This window comes from Nonomuraea rhizosphaerae (assembly GCF_019396405.1).
Taxonomy (GTDB): domain Bacteria; phylum Actinomycetota; class Actinomycetes; order Streptosporangiales; family Streptosporangiaceae; genus Nonomuraea; species Nonomuraea rhizosphaerae.
Genome location: NZ_JAHKRL010000189.1, coordinates 1 through 4,469 on the forward strand (window position 1 = coordinate 1; position 4,469 = coordinate 4,469).

At 71.7% G+C, this 4,469-nt stretch carries 3 protein-coding genes; 1 reads left to right on the forward strand and 2 read right to left on the reverse strand.

Annotation, left to right across the window (positions count from 1 at the left end; translation table 11 throughout):
* Positions 1-69: 69 nt before the first annotated feature.
* Positions 70-1,893, reverse strand: coding sequence for an ABC transporter ATP-binding protein (locus tag KME77_RS09260; protein WP_219463964.1), 1,824 nt, complete (start codon positions 1,891-1,893; stop codon positions 70-72).
* Positions 1,890-3,611, reverse strand: coding sequence for an ABC transporter ATP-binding protein (locus KME77_RS09265; protein ID WP_219463967.1), 1,722 nt, complete (start codon positions 3,609-3,611; stop codon positions 1,890-1,892). Before KME77_RS09265 ends, KME77_RS09260 begins: the two co-directional genes overlap by 4 nt.
* Before the next feature lie 364 nt (positions 3,612-3,975).
* Between KME77_RS09265 and KME77_RS09270 the strand changes: the two genes are divergently transcribed.
* Positions 3,976-4,469 (forward strand): hypothetical protein (locus tag KME77_RS09270; RefSeq protein ID WP_219463968.1); only part of this gene is annotated, 494 nt, incomplete at its 3' end.

Below are 4,469 nucleotides of genomic sequence, written 5' to 3' on the forward strand. Positions count from 1 at the left end.
GCGGGCGGTCACCACCGCCCGCCGCCCGTGTCACCCGCGGCCCTCATGGCCGCGGTCCTGCTCCTCGGCTCAGCTCAGGCTGTCCAGCCAGGCCTGGTGCAGGCCGGCGAAGCGGCCGGAGGCGGCGATGAGCCGGTCGGGGGCGCCGTCCTCGACGATCTCCCCCCGCTCCATGACCAGCACCCGGTCCGCGATCTCCACCGTGGACAGCCGGTGCGCGATGATCAGCGCCGTCCGGTCGGCCAGGATCGTGCGCAGCGCCCGCTGCACCAGCCGCTCGCTGGGCACGTCCAGGCTGGAGGTCGCCTCGTCCAGGATCAGCACCGCCGGGTCGGCCAGGAACGCCCTGGCGAACGCCACGAGCTGCCGCTGACCGGCCGACATGCGGCCGCCGCGCTTGCCGACCTCGGTGTCGTACCCGTCGGGCAGCGCCTTGATGAAGTCGTGCGCGCCGATCGCCTTGGCGGCCTCGCGCACCTCGCGCTCGCTCGCCTCGGGACGGCCGAACCGGATGTTGTCCGCGACCGTGCCGGTGAACAGGAAGTTCTCCTGCGTCACCATGACCACGGCCCTGCGCAGCGTCGCCTCGTCCAGCGTCCGCAGGTCGACTCCGTCGAGCAGCACCCGGCCGCCGGTCGGGTCGTAGAAGCGGGAGATCAGCTTGGCCAGCGTCGTCTTGCCCGCGCCCGTCGCGCCGACCAGCGCCACGCTCTGCCCGGCCGGGATCGTCAGGTCGAGGCCGGGCAGGATCGGCATCTCCTCGACGTAGGCGAACCGGACGTCCTCGAAGCGCACCTTGCCGCGCGCCTCGGGCAGCGGCCGCGGCTCGCGCGGCTCGGGCACGCCGGGCTCCTCCTCCAGCACGCCCGACAGCTTCTCCAGCGCCGCGCCCGCCGACTGCAGCGTGTTGTAGAACTGGCTGATCTCCTGCATCGGCTCGTAGAACTGCCGCAGGTACAGCAGGAACGCGGCCAGCACCCCGACCGTGACCTCACCTTGGAGCGCCAGGTAGCCGCCGTACACGAGCACGCCCGCCACGGTCACGTTGCCGATCAGCTTGACGCCCGGCATGAAGACCGCGATGAGCTGCATGCTGCTGGCGTTCGCGCCGCGGTAGTCGTCGTTGAGCCGCTCGAAGATCTCCTGGTTGCGCGGCTCGCGGCGGAACGCCTGCACGGCGCGGATGCCGGTCATCGACTCCACGAAGTGCACGATGACCAGCGCCACCGTCTCCCTGGTCCGCCGGTAGACGATCGCCGACTGGCGGCGGAACCACCGGGTGAACAGCAGCAGCAGCGGCAGCGGGATCAGCGCCACCAGCCCGAGGTGGACGTCGAGCACCAGCAGCAGCGCCGCCGTGCCGAACAGCGTCAGCACCGCGGTGACCAGCCCGTCGAAGCCCGACTGCAGCAGCTCGGCGATGGCCTCGATGTCGGAGGTGAGCCGGGAGATCACCCGGCCGGAGGTGTACTTCTCGTGGAAGCTCAGCGACAGCCGCTGGAAGTGGTCGAAGACGCGCCGGCGCAGCTCCAGCAGGATGTCCTGGCCGATGGTCCCGGCCAGCTTGAGGAAGACCTGCCTGGTCAGGGCCTGCGTCGTCGCCGCGGCCAGGATCACCCCGACGACGGTCAGCAGCGTGCCGGGGCCGGTGCCCTTGAGCATCGGCGGGATGCCCGCGTCGATGCCCACCTTCACCAGGTAGGGGATGGCCAGGCCGGCCAGGTTGGAGACCACGATGATGGCCGTGAGCAGCGCGATCGCCTTGCGGTGAGGGGTCAGGAGGCTGCCGAGCAGCCTGCGGGAGCGCTCCCGCAGCAGCACCGACACCTGCTCCGACAGCTCGTCCTGGTCCTCGGAGGCCACGCCCCGCCAGTCGGAGGTGGTGACCGTCATCGCAGGGCTCCTTCCGAGGGGTCGAGGTCGGCGTCCTGGGCCAGCAGCTGCCGGTACTCGGGCACCTCGTCGAGCAGGTCGTGGTGCCGCCCCACGTGGGTGATCGTGCCGTCGCGCAGCAGCGCGACCTTGTCGGCCAGCAGCACCGTGGAGGCGCGGTGGGCGACGACGATGCCGGTCGCCTCGCGCAGCACCAGGCGCAGCGCCTCCTCCACCAGCGCCTCGGTCTCGACGTCGAGCGCCGACAGCGTGTCGTCCAGGACGAGGATGCGCGGCCTGCTCAGCACCGCCCGCGCCAGGGCCAGCCGCTGCCGCTGGCCGCCGGACAGGGACAGGCCCTGCTCGCCGATCCGGGTGTCGAGCCCCCACGGCAGGTCGTACACGAACATGGCCTGCGCCGTGCGGATCGCGGCGTCGATCTCCTCCTCGCCGGCGTCGTGACGGCCGAGCGTGAGGTTCTCGCGCACGCTCATCGAGAACAGCGTCGGCTCCTCGAACGCCGTCGCCACCACCTCGCGCAGCGCGGCCAGCGACAGGTCGCGCACGTCATGGCCGTCGATCGTGACCCGGCCGCCCGTCGGGTCGATGAGCCTGGGCACCAGCGCGGTCAGCGTCGTCTTGCCCGAGCCGGTGGCGCCCACGATGGCGACGGTCTCGCCGGGCCGCACCTCCAGCCACACGTCCCGCAGCACCGGCTGCTCGCCGTCGGGGAAGCGGAACTCCACGCCCTCGAAGCGCAGGTGGCCGCGCGGCCGCTCGATCGAGCCGGTGCCGCTCTCGATGGCGGGGACCGTGTCCATGACCTCCATGACCCGGTCGGCCGAGGTGAGCGCCTCCTGCGCCATGGCCAGGATGAAGCCGAGGCTCGCGACCGGCCAGACGAGCTGCAGCATCAGCGTCGTGAACGCCACCAGCGTGCCCAGCGTCAGCGCCCCGCCGCCCACCGCCAGCGCGCCGAGCAGCAGCACCAGCGCGAGCGTGAAGTTGGGGATCATCTCCAGGAACGTGAAGAACCTGGCCGACAGCCGCACCTTGCTCATCGAGGTGGCGTAGACCTTCCGCGCGGCCTCGTCGAACCTGTCGAACACGTGGTGACGGCGGCCGAACGCCTTGATCGTACGGATGCCGATCGCCGACTCCTCGACGGCCGTGGCGAGGTCTCCCTGCTGGTCCTGCACCCGGCGGGAGATCTTGATGTACTTCTTCTCGAAGCCCAGCGACACCGCCACGATCGGCACCGCCGACCCGGCCACCAGCAGGCCGAGCGGCCAGTACATGTTCAGCAGCAGGATCGTCACCGTGGTGAGCTGCAGGATGTTCATCACCAGGAAGAGCATCCCGAAGCCGAGGAAGCGGCGGATCGTGGACAGGTCCGTGGTCGCCCGCGACAGCAGCTGGCCCGACTGCCAGTCGCCGTGGAAGCCCATCGGCAGGCGCTGCAGGTGCTCGTACAGGTCGTCGCGGAGCTTGGTCTCCAGCCCCAGCACCGGGCCGACCTGGATCCAGCGGCGGAAGAAGATCAGCAGCGCCTCGCAGGTGCCGACGCCGAGCGCGATCAGGCCGAGCGGGAGGAGGGCGCCGGAGTCGCCGTGGAGCACGGGACCGTCGATCACCTCACGGCCGATGAGCGGCAGGGAGATGCTGGCGCCGATGCCGATGACCGCGGCCAGCCAGATGAGGATCAGCCTGAGGACGTAGGGGCGGAGGTACGACCTCATCCGCCACAAGGAGTTCGTCGACGGTTTCTGGTAGGCGGGCAGGGGACGGCTGGGAGAACTCGTATCGGGAGGCATCCCATCAAGGCTAATACGTCCGATCAACCGGTTTTCTGGCGAACGCCGCCTGCCTCCTGCCGCCAAACCGCGACACTTTTCCATCCGTGAGGGTCTCGACGGCGAATGACACGGGGACCCGGTCCTGGTGACCGCTATCGGCGAAAGGGTGGCGCGGCGGCGCTGACAGTCCTACCGTCAGGTGGTCGTGCACATCGGCGTTCCCGAAGGCGCGCGTTCCCGACGGCACTGCCATGTCCCGGATGCGGCCGTACTCCTGACGACTCCCGACGCGAGGAGGGACCCAGCCGTGAGACCAGCGGATGGGAAGCACGCCGGCCCGTACCCGGGCGCGCGCTCGTACCCCAGCCGGTTCGCCGGCTCCTACCCCGGTCTGGACGCCGATCCGGCGACCCTGCCGGGGATCGACGGGCCGCCCACGGCGGTGGGGCGGATGCGCGACCTGATGCCGGGCGGCGCGCTGGACAGGGCCGGCGGCCCGATGGGCAGAGGCGGGGCCGCGGACCGGCGGGTGCCGGACCTCGCCCGGCCGTACGCCGAGCAGGTCGGGCGGCTGGACGCGCTGCTCACCGAGCTGACGCCGCGCCGCTGGCCCGGCGAGATCCCCTGCTACGGCGACGTGCCGGGGCTGCTGGCCCACCTGGCGGCCAACGACGCCGCCCTGCTGCGTGCGCTGACCCCCCACCCGCCCGGCCCGGACGGCGCCCTGCCCGCACGGGAGGGCACGACGCCGGACGCGCGACGGATGGCGGGCGGGCCGGCGTCGCGGCCGAACGGGCGAGG

Coding starts and splice junctions, on each gene's coding strand:
- KME77_RS09260 (WP_219463964.1), bottom strand. CDS start 1,893: ATGACGGTCACCACCTCCGACTGGCGGGGCGTGGCCTCCGAGGACCAG.
- KME77_RS09265 (WP_219463967.1), bottom strand. CDS start 3,611: ATGAGGTCGTACCTCCGCCCCTACGTCCTCAGGCTGATCCTCATCTGG.